Annotated in this window: 17 protein-coding genes; 8 read left to right on the plus strand and 9 right to left on the minus strand. The window is 73.7% G+C overall.

The genetic code is table 11. From position 1 onward, the window contains the following. Positions 1–71 precede the first annotated feature (71 nt). Positions 72–1,325, plus strand: coding sequence for an MFS transporter (locus WDV06_RS21145; protein WP_395511322.1), 1,254 nt, complete (start codon positions 72–74; stop codon positions 1,323–1,325). On the opposite strand, the gene WDV06_RS21150 is transcribed toward WDV06_RS21145, so the two are convergent. From WDV06_RS21150 to WDV06_RS21170, 5 genes are all read right to left on the minus strand, one after another. After that, a complete protein-coding gene (locus tag WDV06_RS21150) occupies positions 1,261–1,860 on the minus strand; it encodes a transglutaminase-like domain-containing protein (RefSeq protein ID WP_395511323.1) in 600 nt (199 codons plus the stop codon). The genes WDV06_RS21145 and WDV06_RS21150 overlap by 65 nt on opposite strands. A gap of 86 nt (positions 1,861–1,946) precedes the next feature. Beyond that, on the minus strand, positions 1,947–3,041 hold the full coding sequence (locus WDV06_RS21155; RefSeq protein WP_395511324.1) for a threonine aldolase family protein: 1,095 nt from the start codon (positions 3,039–3,041) through the stop codon (positions 1,947–1,949). Beyond that, complete coding sequence (locus tag WDV06_RS21160; protein WP_395511325.1) at positions 3,020–3,775, minus strand: SDR family NAD(P)-dependent oxidoreductase; 756 nt, start codon at positions 3,773–3,775, stop codon at positions 3,020–3,022. Before WDV06_RS21160 ends, WDV06_RS21155 begins: the two co-directional genes overlap by 22 nt. Positions 3,776–3,801: 26 nt before the next feature. Then, the gene (locus WDV06_RS21165) at positions 3,802–5,208 is read right to left on the minus strand and encodes a DUF6421 family protein (RefSeq protein WP_395511326.1); all 1,407 of its coding nucleotides are present in this window, start codon (positions 5,206–5,208) and stop codon (positions 3,802–3,804) included. A 192-nt stretch (positions 5,209–5,400) separates the two neighbouring features. Beyond that, positions 5,401–6,522, minus strand: coding sequence for an LLM class flavin-dependent oxidoreductase (locus WDV06_RS21170; RefSeq protein WP_395511327.1), 1,122 nt, complete (start codon positions 6,520–6,522; stop codon positions 5,401–5,403). Between the two features lie 49 nt (positions 6,523–6,571). Between WDV06_RS21170 and WDV06_RS21175 the strand changes: the two genes are divergently transcribed. Both WDV06_RS21175 and WDV06_RS21180 read left to right on the plus strand, forming a co-directional pair. Next, positions 6,572–7,210: a PadR family transcriptional regulator gene (locus WDV06_RS21175; RefSeq protein WP_395511328.1), complete on the plus strand. Its 639-nt coding sequence runs from the start codon at positions 6,572–6,574 to the stop codon at positions 7,208–7,210. Between the two features lie 189 nt (positions 7,211–7,399). Further along, positions 7,400–8,092 carry a glycerophosphodiester phosphodiesterase gene (locus WDV06_RS21180; RefSeq protein WP_395511329.1) on the plus strand — a complete coding sequence of 231 codons (693 nt, stop codon included), beginning with the start codon at positions 7,400–7,402 and terminating at the stop codon, positions 8,090–8,092. A 39-nt stretch (positions 8,093–8,131) separates the two neighbouring features. Here WDV06_RS21180 and WDV06_RS21185 read toward each other — a convergent pair whose 3' ends face one another. Further along, positions 8,132–8,671 (minus strand): GNAT family N-acetyltransferase, encoded by a 540-nt coding sequence (locus WDV06_RS21185; RefSeq protein WP_395511330.1) that lies wholly within the window; start codon positions 8,669–8,671, stop codon positions 8,132–8,134. A gap of 142 nt (positions 8,672–8,813) precedes the next feature. Here WDV06_RS21185 and WDV06_RS21190 point away from each other — a divergent pair, with 142 nt between their 5' ends. The 3 genes from WDV06_RS21190 to WDV06_RS21200 all read left to right on the plus strand — a co-directional run bounded on the left by WDV06_RS21190 (position 8,814) and on the right by WDV06_RS21200 (position 11,148). Next, a complete protein-coding gene (locus WDV06_RS21190) occupies positions 8,814–9,371 on the plus strand; it encodes a DUF5134 domain-containing protein (RefSeq protein WP_395511331.1) in 558 nt (185 codons plus the stop codon). A 111-nt stretch (positions 9,372–9,482) separates the two neighbouring features. Then, positions 9,483–10,418 (plus strand): M56 family metallopeptidase, encoded by a 936-nt coding sequence (locus WDV06_RS21195; protein ID WP_395511332.1) that lies wholly within the window; start codon positions 9,483–9,485, stop codon positions 10,416–10,418. 106 nt (positions 10,419–10,524) lie between these two features. Continuing rightward, on the plus strand, positions 10,525–11,148 hold the full coding sequence (locus tag WDV06_RS21200) for a TetR/AcrR family transcriptional regulator (RefSeq protein ID WP_395511333.1): 624 nt from the start codon (positions 10,525–10,527) through the stop codon (positions 11,146–11,148). Positions 11,149–11,163: 15 nt separating this feature from the next. Here the strand turns inward: WDV06_RS21200 and WDV06_RS21205 are convergent, their stop codons facing one another. After that, positions 11,164–12,651 (minus strand): LVIVD repeat-containing protein, encoded by a 1,488-nt coding sequence (locus tag WDV06_RS21205; RefSeq protein ID WP_395511334.1) that lies wholly within the window; start codon positions 12,649–12,651, stop codon positions 11,164–11,166. A gap of 77 nt (positions 12,652–12,728) precedes the next feature. On the opposite strand from WDV06_RS21205, the gene WDV06_RS21210 reads away from it, so the two are divergent. Beyond that, complete coding sequence (locus WDV06_RS21210; RefSeq protein ID WP_395511335.1) at positions 12,729–13,385, plus strand: DUF305 domain-containing protein; 657 nt, start codon at positions 12,729–12,731, stop codon at positions 13,383–13,385. 54 nt (positions 13,386–13,439) lie between these two features. Next, the gene (locus WDV06_RS21215; protein WP_395511336.1) at positions 13,440–14,798 is read left to right on the plus strand and encodes an FAD-dependent oxidoreductase; all 1,359 of its coding nucleotides are present in this window, start codon (positions 13,440–13,442) and stop codon (positions 14,796–14,798) included. A 96-nt stretch (positions 14,799–14,894) separates the two neighbouring features. Here WDV06_RS21215 and WDV06_RS21220 read toward each other — a convergent pair whose 3' ends face one another. Together WDV06_RS21220 and WDV06_RS21225 are read right to left on the minus strand one after the other, a co-directional pair. Continuing rightward, positions 14,895–15,455: a hypothetical protein gene (locus tag WDV06_RS21220; RefSeq protein WP_395511337.1), complete on the minus strand. Its 561-nt coding sequence runs from the start codon at positions 15,453–15,455 to the stop codon at positions 14,895–14,897. Then, positions 15,452–15,844: an ArsR/SmtB family transcription factor gene (locus WDV06_RS21225; protein WP_395511338.1), complete on the minus strand. Its 393-nt coding sequence runs from the start codon at positions 15,842–15,844 to the stop codon at positions 15,452–15,454. The genes WDV06_RS21220 and WDV06_RS21225 overlap by 4 nt, the downstream gene beginning before the upstream one ends. Positions 15,845–16,041: the final 197 nt, after the last annotated feature.

Raw genomic sequence — 16,041 nt, forward strand, 5'->3', positions numbered from 1 at the left:
TTCGCCGTACACGCACCTGGCGTAACGTCTTGCACGCACATCACGTTACCGAACGCGGAGGGGGTTCGCCGGTGGGCGGGTTCGGGCGGTATCTGGCGGCGGCCCTGGCGGCGCGTTTCGCGTCCGAGGGCATGGGGATGGCGGTGGTGCTGCTGGCCCTGGAGCGGACGGGCAGCGCCGCGCACGGGGCGTTCGTGCTGACGGCCTGGATGGCCCCGCACGTGCTGGCCGCCCCCGTGGCGGGTGCCGTCGCGGGGCGGGCGCGCCGGCCCCGGGTGTTCTACGCGGGCGCGCTGGCCGGGTTTACGGCCGCGGTGGCGGGGCTGGCGGCGCTGCTGGGCCGGGCCCCGGTGCCGGTGGTGCTGGCGGTGGCCGTGCTGGGCGGCTCCTGCGGGCCGGTGGTGACGGGCGGACTGTCGAGCCTGGTCGCGGGGCTGGTGCCGGAGGGCCCGCGGCGGGACCGGGCGTACGGCTGGGACGCCTCGACGTACAACGCGGCCGCGGTCACGGCGCCGGCGGTGGTGAGCCTGGCCGGGGCGGTGGTCTCGGCGGGGCCCGCGATGGGGGTGCTGGCCGCCTCCGCGGCGCTGGCGGCGGCCCTGGCGGCGTCCTTGCCCTACGGGGGCCCGGACCCGCGCGTGGACGCGTACGGGGACCGCGGCGCGGCCCCCCGGCCCGGCCTGGGCGCGGGGCTGGCGGCGCTGTGGCGGGTGCGGGAGCTGCGGGCGATCACCTCGGCGACGACCCTGGCCTTCGTCGGCGTCGGGGCCCTGACCACGACCTCGGTGCTCCTGGCCCGGGGGCTCGGCAGCCCCGGCGCGGGCGGGGTGCTGATGACGGCCTTCGCGCTCGGGGCGCTGGCGGGCTCCCTGACGCTGGGCCGGATGACCTCGGTGGCGCCCGGGCGACTGGCCCGCTGGGGCATGGCCGGGACCGGAGTCGCGCTCGCGGCGGCGGCGTTCGCGCCGTCGGTCGTGCCCGCGGCGGCCGCATTCGCGGCGGCGGGGGTGTGCGACGGCCCACTGTTGACGGCCACGCTGCGGATCCGCTCGGAGCACGCCCCGGGCGCGGTGCGGGCCCAGGTGTTCACCCTGGGGGCGGGGCTGAAGGTGACGGCCGCTTCGACGGGGGCCGCCCTGGTGGGGCTGGCGGCCGCCGCACCGCCGTGGACGCTGCTGCTCGGGATCGCCGTGCTGCAGCTCGCGGCCGCCGCACTGCACCTGCTGGTGGTGGCCCACGGGCGGGCGACGGGGGCGCCGGCTACAGGGAGGTCGGCAGGTTCCGCCACAGCTCCGACCGGTCGGCGGACTCCCGGAGGACCTTGAGGGTGGCGGGGTGCGGGGCGGCGTACACCTCGGGGTGGTCGACCTCGCCGAGCTCCGGCCGCACGGGGAAGGCGAGCCGCTCCACGTCGAGGCTGAACCGGGCGTCGACCCCGGGCTTGTTGCCGCGCGGGTCCACCCGGGCCCAGCGCTCGCCGCCGGGCAGCCTCAGCGCCACGAGGCCGTGGATGACGGCGTTCGAGCCATCGTCGTCGCCGAGCAGCTGGTAGCACAGGCCCGCCGGGATGCCCTGGGCGCGCAGCAGGGCGACGAGGGCGTGCGACTTGGCGTAGCAGATGCCGTTGCGGGTGCCCAGCACGTCGGAGGCGCGCCACGAGACCCGCGGATCGCCCGAGTCGGCGGAGTGCGGGATGGTGTCGCGGACGAACTCGAAGGCAGCCTCAGCGTATGAATATGCATCACCGGTGGCGACCCAGAGGGCATCGGCGGTTTCCTGGACCAGGGGATGCCAGTGGTCGATGACCTCGCTTGAGGCTAGATAGGCGTGGATATCCGGGTTCTGTTGGATGAGCTGCATGATCGGCAGCATAGGCATGCCTCCGACCGCAGATCAATGGATTTGCGGTCGAAGGCATAACTATTCACTTCTTGGCGAGGTGGCGCCTAGCGGGCCAGCTCCTCCTTGAGGGCCTGGAGGAAGCCGTCGACGTCCTCCTCGCGGGTGTCGAAGCTGCACATCCAGCGGACGTCACCGGCGGCCTCGTCCCAGAAGTAGAAGCGGTACCGCTCCTGGAGCCTGCGCGTGACGTCGTGCGGCAGCCGGGCGAACACCGCGTTCGCCTGGACCGGATAGAGGATCTCCACCCCGTCGGTCTCGCGCACGCCCGCGGCGAGCCGCTGCGCCATCGCGTTGCCGTGGCGGGCGTTGCGCAGCCACAGGTCCTTGGCCAGCAGCGCTTCCAGCTGCACCGAGACGAAGCGCATCTTGGAGGCGAGCTGCATCGACATCTTGCGGACGTGCTTCATCTGCCGGACGGCGTCCGGGTTGAGCACCACCACGGCCTCGCCGAACATCATGCCGTTCTTGGTGCCGCCGTACGACAGCACGTCCACCCCGACCGTGTTGGTGAAGGTGCGCATGGGCACGTCGAGCGAGGCCGCGGCGTTGGCTATCCGGGCGCCGTCGAGGTGCACCTTCATGCCCAGGGAGTGCGCGTGCTCGCAGATGGCCCTGATCTCGTCCGGGGTGTAGACCGTGCCGAGTTCGGTGTTCTGGGTGATCGAGACGACCTGGGGCATCGCCCGGTGCTCGTCCTCGAAGCCCCAGGCCTCCTGGTCGATCAGCTCGGGGGTGAGCTTCCCGTCCGGGGTGGGCACGGCCAGCAGCTTGATGCCGGCCATCCGCTCGGGCGCGCCGCCCTCGTCCACGTTGATGTGGGCGCTCTTGGCGCAGATCACCGCACCCCACCGGTCGGTCATGGCCTGGAGGGCGACGACGTTGGCGCCCGTGCCGTTGAAGACCGGGAAGGCTTCGGCGTACGGACCGAAGTGGCTGCGGAAGACCTTCTGGAGGTGCTCGGTGTAGTCGTCCTCGCCGTAGGAGACCTGGTGGCCTTCGTTGGCGAGGGCGATGGCCGCGAGCACCTCCGGGTGGACCCCGGCGTAGTTGTCGCTGGCGAAACCGCGCACCGCCGGGTCGTGGTGGCGGCGGGCGTCGGTCTTGCCGTTGTCGGTTCTCACGGTTGCGGAGTGAGCCACAGACGCTGTCCGTTCACATCGGAGGCGGGCCGCTCCCACACGCCGGCGATGGCCTCGGCCAGCTCCTTGACGTCGGTGAAGCCCGCGAACTTCGCATTGGGGCGCTCGGCGCGCATCGCGTCGTGCACCAGTGCCTTGATCACCAGGATCGCAGCCGCGGCGGCGGGGCCGTCCTCGCCCCCGACCTTGCGGAAGGAGTCCGCCATGGCCAGGGTCCAGGCCTCGGCGGCCGCCTTGCCCGCGTTGTACGCGGCGTTGTTGGCGACCGGCTTGTGCGCGCCGGACTGGCTGATCAGCACGTAGCGGCCGCGGCCGCTGCGCACCAGGGCGTCGTGGAAGGCGAGCGAAGTGTGCTGGACCGTGCGGACCAGGAGCTTCTCCAGGAGGTCCCAGTCGGCGAGGTCCACGCCGGTGAAGGTCTTGCTGCCGCGCCAGCCGCCGACGAGGTGGACCAGGCCGTCGACGCGGCCGAACTCCTTCTCGGTGCGCTCGGCCCAGGCCTTCGTGGCCTCCAGGTCGAGCAGGTCGACGGTGTCCCCGGTGACGGTGGCGCCGCCGTGGGCGTAGCGGGCGGCGTCCACGGACTCCGCGAGGCGGGCCGCGTCGGCGTCGGCCGCCACCACGGTGGCGCCCGCCTCGGCCAGGCGGAGCAGGGCGGCACGGCCGGCGGGGCCGCCGGCCCCGGCCACCGCCACCACCGCTCCGTGGAGCGGGCCGTTCCCGGAGCCGTTCATCTGTGCAGCCTCCTGAGGGCGAGTGCTCACGCGGCGGTCCGCGAGGGGTCGTCGGCGTTCTGGGGCGTGATGCCCTTGGTCGAGGCGATCACGCCCTTGAGCTTCTTGGCGAGGGCCTCGTAGAACATGCTGAGCGGAAACTCGTCCGGAAGCACGTCGTCCACGAGCTTGCGCGGCGGCTGCGTCAGGTCGAGGGCGTCGGGACCCTTGGCCCACTTCGAGCCCGGGTGCGGGGCGAGGTAGGTGGAGACCAGCTCGTAGGCCTTGAACCAGTGGACCAGCTTCGGGCGGTCGATGCCCGCGCGGTAGAGGTCCTCGATCTCGGCGCACAGCTGGTTGGTGACCTGCGGGGCGCGCATCCAGTCGATCTTCAGCTTGTTGTCCGTCCAGCGCACGACGTCGTGCTTGTGGAGGTAGGCGAAGAGCAACTGGCCGCCGAGCCCGTCGTAGTTGCGGGTGCGGTCGCCGGAGACCGGGAAGCGGAACATCCGGTCGAAGAGGACGGCGTACTGCACGTCGCGGCCGTGCTCGTTGCCCTCGGACTCCAGCTTCACGGCCTCCTTGAAGGCGGTGAGGTCACAGCGCAGCTCCTCCAGGCCGTACATCCAGAACGGCTGGCGCTGCTTGATCATGAAGGGGTCGAACGGCAGGTCGCCGTGGCTGTGGGTGCGGTCGTGGACCATGTCCCACAGGACGAAGGCCTTCTCGCAGCGCTCCTGGTCCTCGACCATGCGGGCGATGTCCTCGGGCAGCTCGATGCCCAGGATCTCGACGGCTGCCTCGGTGACCTTGCGGTAGCGGGCGGCCTCGCGGTCGCAGAAGATGCCGCCCCAGGTGAAGCGCTCGGGGGCCTCGCGGACGGCGATCGTCTCCGGGAAGAGCACGGCGGAGTTGGTGTCGTAGCCCGGGGTGAAGTCCTCGAAGGTGATGCCGAGGAAGAGCGGGTTGTCGTACCGGGTGCGCTCCAGCTCGGCGAGCCACTCGGGCCACACCATCCGCAGGACGACGGCCTCGAAGTTGCGGTCGAGGTTGCCGTTCTGGGTGTACATCGGGAAGACGACCAGGTGCTGGAGGCCGTCCTCGCGCTGCGCGGCGGGGTGGAAGGCCAGCAGGGAGTCGAGGAAGTCCGGCACGCCGAAGCCCTGCGCGACCCACTTGCGCAGGTCGGCGACGAGCGCCTTGTGGTAGGCGGCGGCGTGCGGCAGCAGCGGGGAGAGGGCCTCGACCCCCGCGACGACACGCTCGACGACGGCCTCGACCTCGACGGGGGCGGGGGCGCCCTCGGCCTCGAAGTCGATCGAACCGTCCTTGGCCTGCCAGGGGCGGATCTCCTCCACGGCGGCCTTGAGCCCGGGCCACGCCGGGTGGTCCACCACCCGTGCCCCGGCGGTTATCACGGCCCCGCCGATACCCGGCACAAGAGTTTCCGTCATGTCACTTCCTCCACAGGAGAACCTCGCGTCAAGACAGCGTATGCATGCGAGGCTCTCCCGCTCAAGAGGAAACTCGGGAAATCTTTCTGTAACACCCCCCACTCCACCGGAAGTCTTCCCGTTACTCACGGTGGAATCCACCACTCCGCTTAGTAACCGGTGGGCATTCGGCGCAATCGCCGCAGCCGGCGGTCACCCCCGCCGGAAGTGCGGGATGACCTTCTCGCCCCACTGGCGCAGGGTCTCCATGCAGGCCTCCTGCGCAACGGTGCCCATCTGCACCAGGCACATCACCTCGTCCGCTCCCGCCTCCCGCAGCCGCTCCACGTACGCGATGGCCTCGTCCGCGCCGCCGTAGGCGTGGTCGGCGTTGAAGGTGGCCGTGGAGGCGGGACGTACGGGGATGTCCTGCTCGTGCAGCCGCGCCACCACCTGCTCGGCGGCCCGGCGCAGCTCCGCCGCCTCGTCGGCGCCCGCCACCACCGCCTCGTCCGGCACCCCCGCCCCGCCGTACCAGTGGCCGATGGCCTGCGCGAAGAACCGCTGCCCCCGAAGGCCGATCCGGCGGGCCTCCTCGGGGTCGTCGAGCACGATGGTCGGACAGAGCACGGAGAAGTGGTCGTTGACCACGGAGGAGACGAACCGGCTGCCGTCGCGCCGGGCGCGCGCCGCGTCGTAGACGGCCCGCATGCCCGCGATGGACTCCGGTCCGGCGAAACCCATGACCAGGGCCCCGATCCCCAGCTCGGCGGCCTTCACCAGGGTCTCGGCGCGGCTGCACGCGAGGAACAGCGGCGGGTGGGGAGCCTGGGCCGGGCGCGGCAGGACCGGATGGGGCTCGATGTCGATCAGCTCGCCGTGGTACTCCAGCTCCTCCTCCCGCCAGGCCCGGCCGATGATCCGCAGCGCCTCCTCCACCTCGGCCTCGGTGCGGTCGCGGTCGACCCCGCACAGGGAGGTCTCCTGGAGTGTCCCGCCCCGGCCCGCACCCAGGTCCAGGCGGCCGCCGGAGAGCAGGTCGAGCATCGCGGCGCGTTCGGCCACCCGGACCGGGTGGTTGAAGCCGAAGGGCATGCACACGACGCCGTGCCCGATGCGTATGGTGTTCGTCCTGGCCGCGACCCAGCTCAGGAAGACCTCCGGTGCGCTCATGTGGGCGTACCACTTCAGCGCATGGTGCTCGACGGCCCAGATCCGGTCGAATCCCATGCGTTCGGCGAACACCGCCTGCTCGACGCAGTCACGGATGACCTGGTGCTCCCGCTCCACGGTGGGGTCGGCCAGCTGAGCCTCGAAGATCACGGAGAATTTCACGATGCCTCCAGAGATGCGTCCCGTGCCCGGTCATGCTTCGATTAGAAATATGACTAGTAGTCATATCGCCAACAAGCAAGAGCTTCCGCCGACCGCGTGGGCCGTCCTCGGTCTGCTGTCGTTCCCCGGCGAGCGCACCGGGTACGAGCTGAAGAAGTGGGCGGACTCCTCCCTCCGCTTCTTCTACTGGTCGCCCGCCATCAGTCAGATCTACGCCGAACTGCGGCGGCTGGAGGAACTGGGGTACGCCTCCTCCGCGCGCTCCGGGCCGGAGGAGCTCCGCGCCAAGCGCCGCTACGCCATCACGGAGGCGGGCCGCGAGGCCCTCGCGGGCTGGGCGGCGGACACCGCGGAGGCGGGGCCGCCGGTGCTCAAGCACGGGCTGCTGCTGCGCATCTGGCTCGGGCACCTGTCCGAGCCGGACCGGCTGCGCGCGATGGTGGCGGACCACCTGGAGCGCACCCGGGGCGAACTGGCCGCCGTATGGGAGGCCATGGCGCACGCGGCGGACGTACCGGAGTGGGCCTTCCCCGCCCTCGCCCTGCGCTGGAGCGAACGCCAGCACCTGGCCGAACTGGAACTGGGCGAGGCCCTGCTGGCGGACCTCGCGGAAGCGGGCCGGCAGGCGGGAGACCACCCCGCCGGGGCGGGGCGTCAAGCCGACGGGGACGCGCCCACCCCCGGGTGACGCGGCGGGGCGGTCCCGGCCCGCCTGGGGGCCCACGCCCCCGGCGGGAAGCGGGCGGAAGGCTTCCGCAAGCCCCTGCACGACCGGTCCCAACGCGGGCGGTCCGCACTAGCATGCGTCCTCACCGGGCGCGGCCGGTCGGGACACGTGACCGCGCCGGGAGCCGCCGTCGACGGAAGCGAGAGAACCTTGACTTTCCTCACCATCGGTCACCGCGGGGTCATGGGTGTGGAACCGGAGAACACCCTGCGGTCGTTCATCCGGGCGGAGCGCTGCGGGATGGACGCCATCGCGCTGGACGTCCGCCTCAGCAAGGACGGCGTCCTCGTCGTCCTGCACGACGCGGAGGTGGACCGCACCACGGACGGCGCGGGCGCCGTCGCCGACCTGACCCTCGCCGAGCTGCGCGAACTGGACGCCGGCCAGGGCGAACGGGTGCCGGTCCTGGAGGAGGTCCTGGACGCCGTCCGGGTCCCGCTCCAGGTGTCGGTCCAGGACCCGGCCGCCGCCGGGGCCCTGGCGGAGCTGCTCGCGCGCGAGGACCTGACCGGCCGGGTGGAAGTGGCCTCGCAGGACCCGGAGCTGCTGGCCGGGGTCTCCCGGCGGATCCCGGGAGTCCGGACCGCCCTGCGCGTGGAGCGGCCCGGCGCGGACCCCGGGGAACTGGTGGCGCGCGCCCGTGCGGCGGGGGCCGCCACCGTCGCGGTCGACGTCCGCCGGCTCAGCCTGGAGGCGGTGGAGGCGGCCCACGAGGCCGGGCTGCGGGTGACGGGCTGGACGGTCAACAGCCTGGACCGGCTGCGGCTGGCGCGCGCCCTCCAACTGGACGGCGCGGCCACGGACTTCCCCGAGGTCCGCAGCACCGGCCGGTTCACGGCCTGAGCGCCTCCCGGCACGCCGCGACGGCCCCCGGGCCCACCGTCAGAGCGCCTTGACCAGCAGCTCGAAGGCCAGGTCGTCGCGGAGCGGGATGCCGAAGCGCTCGTCACCGTAGGGGAAGGGGCTCAGTTCGCCGGTGCGCCGGTAGCCGCGGCGCTCGTAGTAGGCGATGAGCTCCTCCCGTACGTTCACCACCGTCATCCGCATCTCGGTGACCTTCCAGTCCGCGCGGACACGGCGCTCGGCCTCGGCCATGACCTCCTTGCCGAGGCCGACGCCCTGCAGACCCGGCCGGACGGCGAACATGCCGAAGTAGGCGTGGTCGCCGCGGTGTTCGAGCTGGCAGCAGGCGACCAGCTCGCCCCCGCGCTCGACGACGAGCAGCCTGCTGTCCGGATCCGCGATGATCGCGCCGACCCCGCCCGGGTCGGTGCGCTGGCCGTCCAGGAAGTCGGCCTCCGTCGTCCAGCCGGCCCGGCTGGCGTCGCCGCGGTAGGCGGACTCGACGAGGGCCACCAGGGCCGGCACGTCCTCCTCCACAGCGCTGCGGAAGCTCAGGGCGGCGGGCTGGGCGGTGGACATCGGGCGCTCCGTTCGGTGCGGGGGCAGATCAGCGGCATATGACCTGCCGCGGGACTGGCAGAGAGCCTATCCCGGACCCGCGTGAAGGGGGTGTGAGCAGGGCATCCCTTCCCCTGACGCCGACGAACCGGGAGGTTCCGCCGTGCACGGATCCGCGACGCCCTTCTCCGCCTCCGCCGCCTCCGCCTGGCTGCTGGTCCTGCTCTGCGCCGTCAGCGGCGCGTACTGCCTGCTGCGGGCGCGCAGAGCGGACCGCCCGGCGCGGGGCATGGCCGCCGGCGAGGCGGTGATGGGCTTGGGGATGGCGGCGATGGCCGTGCCCTCGGGGACCGGGCCGTGGGGGCCGCAGATCCTGCTCGCCGTCTGCTGCGCGGCCGCGGTGCACGCGCTGTGGCTGCTGCGCGGCGGGACGCACCACGCGCACCACCTGGTGGGGACGCTGGCGATGGCGTACATGGCGCTGTCGACGAGCGCCGGGCACGGGCACGGCCGGGCGGGGCTGCCGGTGGTGACCGGGGCGCTGCTCCTCTACTACGCCGGGTACGTGCTCCTCGGCGGGGCGCGGCTGGTGACGGCCGGCGGAGCGGCGTCCGTCCCGTCGGGCGGGGGCGGCGCGGGTGCCGGCGGGGCCGGGGAGCTCGTGCGGGCCTGCCGACTGGCCATGGGGACGGGGATGTTGGCGATGCTGCTGAGCATGTGACGGGCCGCCGGAGGGCGGCGGCGGGGGCCCGGCGCCCGCGGGAACGTGTCCTGCGTCACCAATGCCCCCGGCCCTACCCGTAGGTAGTCCGGCGCTCATAGGCTGACGGCCATGATGGTCCCCGCCGCCCTTCTGCTGCTCGGCGCACTGACCGCGTTCCTCGCGCCCCGGCTGCTGGCCCGCGCCCACTGGCCCGAACGGGAACCGGTGGTCGCCCTGTGGGTGTGGCAGTGCGTCGTGGGGGCGACCCTGCTGTGCCTGGCGCTGTCGATGCTGCTGAGCGCGGCCGCCGCCTGGCAGGCGGTGCGCGGGCGGCTGTTCGCGGTGGCCCCGCACGGGGTGGTGGACGCGTACGGGCTGGGCAGCGGGGGCGGCCCCTGGGCGGCGGGCACGGCGCTGGCGCTGGCCTGCGGGGGGCTGTGGACCGGGGCGATGCTGACGCGGGAGGTGCTGCGGGCTCGGGCCCGGCGGCGCGCCCGGGGGGCCGAACTGCGGCTGCGCGCCCCGCTGCTGCCCGGTGAGGACCCTGCGGCGGCGCGGCTGGTGGTGCTGGAGGGGCCGCGTCCCGAGGCCTGGTGGCAGCCGGGGCCGGCGCCGCGGCTGGTGGTGACGACGGCCGCGCTGGGCCGGCTCAAGGGCAGCCAGCTGGACGCGGTGCTGGCGCACGAGCAGGGGCACGTGGCGGCCCGCCACGACTGGCTGCTGCACTGCTCGCGGGCGCTCTCGCGGGGGTTCCCGCAGGTGCCGGTGTTCGCGGCGTTCGAGGCGGAGATGGACCGGCTGGTGGAGCTGGCCGCCGACGACGTGGCCTCCCGCCGCTACGGACGGCTGACGATCGCCCTCGCCCTGGTCGGGCTGAACGAGGACCGCGGGGTCTTCGGCCCCGCCTCCGCGCAGGCGCACGTGCCGGATCGCGTACGGCGGCTGCTGTCGGCCACGCCCCGGCTGTCGGCGGGGCGCCGGCTGCGGTTGACGGCGCTGGCCACCCTGCTGCCGGCGGTCCCGCTGGCGGTGGCTTTCGTACCGGGCCTTCGCGCGCTGGCCTGATCCGCCCGGCAGAACGCGCCCGCCCGAGGCGATCCCCCGCGTCGCCTCGGGCCGACGGCTTCGCGCTGAGTATATTGGCTCGGAGCCAGTCAACGCAGGAGTAAGCATGTCCCCGCGCAGCGCATCGGTCAATGAAGAATTGCGCAGACGTTCCCGGGAGCGACTGCTGCAGGCCACCGTCGAACTGGTTGCCGAGCGCGGATACGAGGCGACCAAGCTCGGCGACATCGCGGACCGGGCCGGGGCGGCGCGCGGACTGGTCTCCTACTACTTCCCCGGCAAGCGGCAGCTGCTCCAGTCGGCGGTGCACCGGCTGATGCACCTGACCCTGGAGGAGGCGCTGGAGCGCGAGCCCCGGACGGACGACGGCCGGGAGCGGCTGGCCCGGGCGGTCGACGCGATCCTGGGGCTGGCCCGCGACCAGCCCCGGCTGATGCGCACGCACATGGCGGGCATCCTCCAGGCCGAGGGCTTCATCCAGTGCCCGGAGCAGCAGCGGCTGGCGCACCTGCTGCGGGACACCGTCGTCCGGTACGGCTCGGGGGACGTGGACACCGACTACCCGATGCTGCGCGCCCTGCTGATGGGGGCGGTGGTCGCCGTCCTGCTGCCGGGGGCGCCCATGCCCGCGTCCCGGCTGCGGGCCGAGCTGTTCCAGCGGTACGGGCTGGAGTGGGAGCGGGGGTTCCCGCCGGACGGCGGACCGCCCGGCGGAACGTTTCCTCCGTGAGCCTCCCGCCTGCGGTCAGTGGTACTCGGGCTGGCTCTGGACGTTGAGCCGGTCCATCCGCACCCGCTTGGCGCTGTCGGTGCGCCGGTCGTCGAGCCGGAGCACGTCGAGACCCTTGACGATGTCGTTCGAGTAGATGTGCCCGTTGTAGTAGTACGCCGACCAGGAGCCGCCCAGCCCCAGCCGGTCGGTGGTCAGCGGGCCGCGCTCGAAGTAGCCGATCTCCCGGGGCCGGGCCGAGTCGGTGAAGTCCCAGACCGAGACCCCGCCCTGGTACCAGGCCTGGACCATGATGTCGCGGCCGTCGCCGACCGGGACCAGCGAGCCGTTGTGGGCCACGCAGTTCTCGGTGTCGGCCTGGTGGCGCGGGATCTTGAAGTAGCTCCGGAAGACCAGTTTGCGCTGGTCTCCGCGGCCGGTGATGTCGTAGATCCCGTCGGCGCCCCGGTGGGGACCAGTGGCCTCGTTGCAGGTGGCGGCTCCGCCGCCGCCGAGCTCGTCGGTGAACACCACCTTGTCGGCGCTCTCGTTGAAGGTGGCCGAGTGCCAGAACGCGAAGTTCACGTTGTCCTGGACCCGGTCGATGACCCTGGGGTGCTCGGGCTCGCTGATGTCGAAGAGGATGCCGTCGCCCATGCAGGCGCCGGCGGCCAGGTCCTCGGAGGGCAACACGGTGATGTCGTGGCAGCCGGTGGTCTTGGAGACCCCGGGGTTGGTGGGAGCGCCGGGGTTGCCGCCGTCGGGGAAGAGCACGGGGAAGCCGACGACCGCCGCCTTGGTCGGGTCCTTCTTCGGGACCTTCACCACGGAGATGCCGTCGTGCGGGGGCTGGCAGTCGGGGAAGGCCTCGCTGGGCGAGTACGAGGAGACGTAGAGGTAGATGTCCCGGCCGCCCGGCACCAGCGTGTGGGTGTGCGATCCGCAGGCCGTCTCGACGGACTTGATGTACCTGGGGTTCTTCTTGTCCTTGATGTCGAAGATCTTGATGCCCTCCCAGGAGGACTTCTCCGTGGCCGGCTGCGAGACGCTGTTGCAGGAGTCGTCGCTGCGGGAGGAGTCGGTGGAGAGGAAGAGCAGGTCGCCGGAGACGGAGACGTCGTTCTGGCCGCCGGGGCAGAGCACCTGCGTGACGATCTTGGGGCTTTTGGAATCGGCGATGTCGTAGATGGTGAAGCCGTCGTAGTTCCCGGCGTAGGCGTAGTCGCCCTGGAACGCCAGGTCGGAGTTGACGCCCTTGAGGTTGGCGTCGGGGATGTTGGCCAGGGGTTTGACGTTGGCGCTGTGCACGACCTCGTCCTGGCCGGGGATCTCCCCGGGGGCGAGTTCGCGGCCCGGGGCGAGGTCCGCGCCGTGCCGGACGCCGGCGCCCGGGGACGCGTCGCCGGGATCGGGGCTGGCCGCCGCCGGTCCGGCGGCGGCGAGGAGCGTAGTGAGGAGTCCGGCGGCGGCCAGGGCCGCCCCCAGACTCCGGTGGCGCACTCTGACGGTGTGCAGCAAGGTCACTGTGCCTCCCGTGGGGGCCCTGCGCTCCGTTCCCGGTGGGGAAGCGGAACCTGGACCCCGGCAGTATCTTCCTTTCCATGGACATGGCAAACGCGTTACTCGGCCGATTCCTGGGGGCGGCGCTGGCCGCCTCACTCCTCCTCCCCCTCACCGGTTGCACGAGCGCCGACGACGGTCCTCGGGCGGCCGGTGACGGCTCGCCGGTGGTCGTCGCCCCGGGCAGACCGGGCGAGCAGTCCCGCACCCTCTCCCCCGGTCAGGCCGCCCGGCAGCGGCCCGACGACAGCCCCAACGCGGCCGACCGGGCGTACGTACGGCGCATGATCGAACACCACCGGCAGGCGCTGGCCATGAGCGCCCTGGCCCCCGACCGGGCCGCCGCGGACGGGGTCAAACGGCTCGCCGAGCGGATCGCGGCCGCACAGGGGCCCGAGATCGGGGCCATGGAGAGGTGGCAGGCCCGCTACCCGGCGCCGGCCGGCGGGGCCGGCGGGCACGACCACGCGGCGATGCCCGGCATGGCCACCGAACAGCAGCTGCGGGAGCTGGCGGACGCCCGCGGACCGGACTTCGACCGGCGCTTCCTCGCCCTGATGACCGCCCACCACGAGGGGGCTCTGACGATGGCGGGCGAAGCGCTGGCCCAGGGGAACAACGGCGCCGTCGAGGAGATGGCGAACGAGGTCGTGGCCGTCCAGAGCGCCGAGATCCACCGTATGCGCGCGATGGGCTGACGGGCCCGGGGGCCGGTGGCATGCTGGGGAGCATCCGCGGAAGGGAGTTCCGCCGTGCTCCGTGTCGCCGTCGTCGGCTCGGGCCCCAGCGGGGTCTACGCCGCCCAGACACTGGTCGGGCAACGTGAGGTCCCGGGCGTCCGGGTCGACGTGCTGGACCGGCTGCCGGCCCCGTACGGCCTCGTCCGGTACGGGGTGGCCCCCGACCACGAGAAGATCAAGTCGCTGACCGGAAACCTGCGTTCGGTGCTGGAGGACGAGCGGATCCGCTTCCTCGGCAACGTCGAGGTCGGCGGCGCGCCGCTGACCACCGCCCGGATGCTGGAGCTGTACCACGCGGTGGTCTACTGCGTGGGCGCCGCTCGGGACCGGCCCCTGGGGATCCCCGGCGAGGAGCTGGCCGGGGTGCACTCCGCGACGGCCTTCGTGTCCTGGTACAGCGGGCACCCCGACGCGGGCTCCTTCGACCTGGGCGGGGTCCGCTCCGCGGTGGTCGTCGGGGCGGGGAACGTCGCGGTGGACGTGACCCGGATCCTGGCCCGGGGCGTCCCGGAGCTGGAGCCCACCGACATGCCGCAGCCGGCCCTGGGGGCGTTCGCGCGCAGCGGGGTGCGCAGGGTGGCGATGGTGGCGCGGCGCGGCCCCTCTCAGGCCAAGTTCACCACCAAGGAGCTCCGCGAGCTGGGCACCCTGCCCGGGGTGGCCACCCGCGCGGACCCGGCCGAGCTGGCCCTCGACCCGGCGTACGCCGACCCGGGCGCGGCCGAGGCCCTGCCGGCGGTGGCCCGGCGCAACCTGGAGGTGCTGCGCGGCTGGGCCGGGGGCGCGGAGCCGGGCGGCGACGGCGGACGGGAGGTCTGCCTGCGCTTCTACCTGCGCCCGGTGGAGGTGCTGGGCGGCCCGGACGGCCGGGTCCGCGGGATGCGCTTCGAGCGGACCGCCCCGGACGGCCGGGGCGGGGTGACGGGGACGGGCGTGCACGAGGACCTGGAGGCCGAGCTGGTGCTGCGCTCGGTGGGCTACCTGGGCGTGCCCCTGCCCGGGCTGCCCTTCGACCCGGCCACCGGCACCGTGCCGCACGCCGCGGGCCGGGTGGTCCGCGCGGGGCGCGCCTCGCCGGGCGAGTACGTGGCGGGCTGGATCAAGCGGGGCCCGACCGGGGTGATCGGCACCAACCGCCCCTGCGCCAAGGAGACGGTCTCCTCCCTCCTCCAGGACGCGGCCGCCCTGGCCCGCCGGGACCTGCCCGGCGACCCGCTGGACGCCCTCCGGGCGGCGGGCCTGCGCCCGGTGGAGTGGCAGGGGTGGTTGTCGATCGAGGCGGCGGAGGCGGAACTGGGCCGCTCCCTGGGCCGCCACTCGGTGAAGATCCCCGACTGGGCGGGCCTCCACGCGGCGGCCGGCCTCGGGTAGGAGGAAGGAGGCCGTCCGCGCTCCCCGGCAGCCGTGGGCGGTCGGGTCCTCGGCCCGGGGGCCGTCTCCCGCACCGCGGGGACGGCCGGCTCGGGCTCAGGTCACCAGGGCGGCGCGCGCCCGGCGCGCGGCCACCTCCTCCGCCGTCACGGGGACCTGGATCCGGTAGACGTCGCCGACCCGCAGGTGGTCCGGGGTGCTGTACTCGCCGTACGTGCCGATGACCGAGACGCCCACACGGGACGCGGGCTGCCAGTACGTGCGGTAGTACGGCCGGTTCGCCGCGTGCTCCGGGACCTCCACCAGCGGGACCCCCCGCCGTTCCAGCAGGCGCCGCAGCTTGTCGAACCGGATCCGGGGCGCGAACCGGCCGTACCGGGTGCGCAGGACCCCGTCCACGAGGGCGCGGTTGCGGTGGGCGAGCCGGTGCACCTGGACGCTGATGTGGTGCCCCTCCCACGGCTCGCCGGTGTGGGCCCGCTGCCAGTGGAACTCGACGAGCCCGTAGTCGCGCGACAGGACGCCGCGGCCGCCGTTCTCCCCGCAGTCCGCTCCGAACACCTCGGCGACGCGCTCGGGAGGGTCGGCCGGGCCCAGGCCGAGGACGGTGCCCGTGGTGACGGCCTCCACGTAGAACGCCAGGGAGTACGGGGTCACGCGCGGCCCTCGGCCCGTGCGGGAACCCCTTCGACGGCCCGCGGCTCCCCCGCCCGCGCCTCCTGCGCGGCCGCGGCCGCCAGGAGGGTGTCGAGGAGGCCGGGGAAGAGGGCCTGGAGGTCCTCGCGGCGGAGGCCGTTCATCTTGGCCGTGCCGCGGTAGGTCTGGCGCACGACGCCGCTCTCGCGCAGGACGCGGAAGTGGTGCGTGGTCGTGGACTTGGTGACCGGCAGGACGAAGTCCGAGCAGGCCAGCTCCACCTCCCGCTCGGCCAGCTCGCGGACGATGGACAGCCGGAGCGGGTCGGAGAGGGCGTGCAGCACGCCTTCCAGGCGGATCCCGTCCGGTTCGGGGTGGGCCAGGACACGGGGCGCGTCACGTTCCGTCATGTCCTGCTCCGCTCCTTCGGGTTCCGGCCGGGCTGTCGGGCCGGGGGGTTCCCATGGTACGAGAACCTTCGTACGACCGGGCCCGGTGCGGCGCGGGGGGGGGGGGGGGGGGGGGGCGCGCCCCCCCCCCCCCCCCCCCCCCCCCCCCCCCCCCCCCCCCCCCCCCCCCCCCCCCCCCCCCCCCCCCCCCCCCCCCC

Source organism: Streptomyces racemochromogenes (assembly GCF_044129415.1).
GTDB lineage: Bacteria > Actinomycetota > Actinomycetes > Streptomycetales > Streptomycetaceae > Streptomyces > Streptomyces racemochromogenes_A.